We start from the raw sequence: 1,509 nt of genomic DNA, 5'->3' as shown, positions 1-1,509 counted from the left end.
GTCACATAGGGCTCGCCGCTGCGGCGGCGCTGCCCATCGTGGGCCTGTTCGGCGTAGAAATAGGCACGCCGGACCAGGTTGACCTGTTCAGGGCCCAGATAGGTCGACAGCCGTTCGGCCAAGGCTTCTATACCCGGCATGGGATAACCTCCTGCCGAGGAAGAGGGCCTTGCGCCGTGCGACGTCGACCTGGCATCAATCAGACAGCCTCGTTGTTCTCGTCCTCGAACGCGGCGAACACCGGATCCTCGGTGACGATCTCTTCAGCGGCGATGAACTCGTTGGTGACGATGCCTTCGGCAATTTCACGCAGGGCAACAACGGTTGGCTTGTCGTTTTCCCATGCTACGCGTGGCTCTTTGCCGCCGGTCGCCAGCTGGCGAGCGCGCTTGGTCGAGAGCATGACCAGCTCGAAGCGGTTATCCACGTGTTCCAGGCAGTCTTCAACAGTTACGCGGGCCATGGTCTTCCTCAGTAGCAAATGCGGTGGGCGTGCAGCCCGATAATGGGCAGGCGGACTCGATAGTATAAAAATTCACCAGCCAATAGGGAAGCGCTGTTTTGTCGGGCCGCTTTATCCTCGGGCCTGCCGGCGCACCCTGTGGGAGCGGGTTTACCCGCGAAAGGGCCGCAACAGACACCCTCGATGCATGAGCCCGACGATAACCTCAGAGCATCGCACCGCGCAACCGCGGGGTCAGCTCTTCGAACAAAGTCTGCACCGAGCGCAATGCCCGACAATCCGGGCGGGTAAGCAGCCACAGCTGGGTATCGCAGCCCGGCAGCGGCCCGCTCAGCGCATCCACCCCTGGCAGCGCATGCACCATGTAGTCCGGCAGCGCCGCCACGCCCAGCCCGGTGCTGACCAGCTGGGCTATGGTCGACATGCCACTGCACTGGTAGCGCGGGCTCAGCCCTGGGTGCTGCTGGTTGCGCCAGACCACCGTGGGATGATCCTGCATCGAGTCGTCGGGGGCGATCCAGGGCACGCTGGCAGGCGCCTCGTCCAGGCGCTCGCGCCATTGGGGCTGGCCGCAGATGACATAGGAGGTGGAGCCAAGGTTGCGGCCCACCAGGTGCTCCGGCGGCGTGTTGGTCAGGCGCAGGGCAATGTCGGCATCGCGCCGGCTGAGGTTGGCGAAGGTGTTGGAGGTGCCCATCTCCAGCGACAAGGCGGGGTAGTTGGGCATGAACTCGGCCAGCGCCGGCAGTAGCAGGCTGTGCATGACGGCCTCGGTGCAGGTCAGGCGCACCGTGCCGCTGACCACCTGCTCGCCACTGGTCATGGCGATACGCGCCGCCTCCAGCGCCTGTTCGGCGCGCTCGGCCTGCTCGGCCAGGGCCTGGGCAGTGTCGGTCGGCAGGTAGCCCTTGCGGCTCTTGACGAACAGCGCGGTGCCGAGTGCCGACTCGAGTCGGCGAATCGAGCGGAATACGGTCGAAACGTCGACTTTCAGCAGCTCGGCGGCCTTGGCCAGGGAGCGGCCACGTTCCAGCGCCAGTACCAGT

3 protein-coding genes are annotated in these 1,509 nt (G+C 65.1%); all 3 read right to left on the bottom strand.

Annotated elements, in window-relative coordinates; translation table 11 throughout:
- Window positions 1-140, bottom strand: a 140-nt coding sequence (locus HP546_RS31635) for a hypothetical protein (protein ID WP_172233497.1), incomplete at its 3' end; no start/stop codon positions are given.
- Between the two features lie 59 nt (window positions 141-199).
- Window positions 200-463, bottom strand: a complete 264-nt coding sequence (gene rpoZ / locus HP546_RS30115) for a DNA-directed RNA polymerase subunit omega (RefSeq protein WP_003253383.1) — start codon at window positions 461-463, stop codon at window positions 200-202.
- A 205-nt stretch (window positions 464-668) separates the two neighbouring features.
- Entirely contained in the window at window positions 669-1,508 is an 840-nt protein-coding gene (locus HP546_RS30110; RefSeq protein ID WP_256678578.1) for a LysR family transcriptional regulator, read from the bottom strand.
- Window position 1,509: the final 1 nt, after the last annotated feature.

The organism is Pseudomonas sp. CM25, assembly GCF_013179705.1.
In the GTDB taxonomy this organism is placed as follows: domain Bacteria; phylum Pseudomonadota; class Gammaproteobacteria; order Pseudomonadales; family Pseudomonadaceae; genus Aquipseudomonas.
This window is presented reverse-complemented; position numbering and strand designations above follow the sequence as displayed.

Bases quoted from the DNA above. Each gene is read 5' to 3' on its own strand.
- rpoZ (WP_003253383.1), bottom strand. From the start codon at position 463: ATGGCCCGCGTAACTGTTGAAGACTGCCTGGAACACGTGGATAACCGC.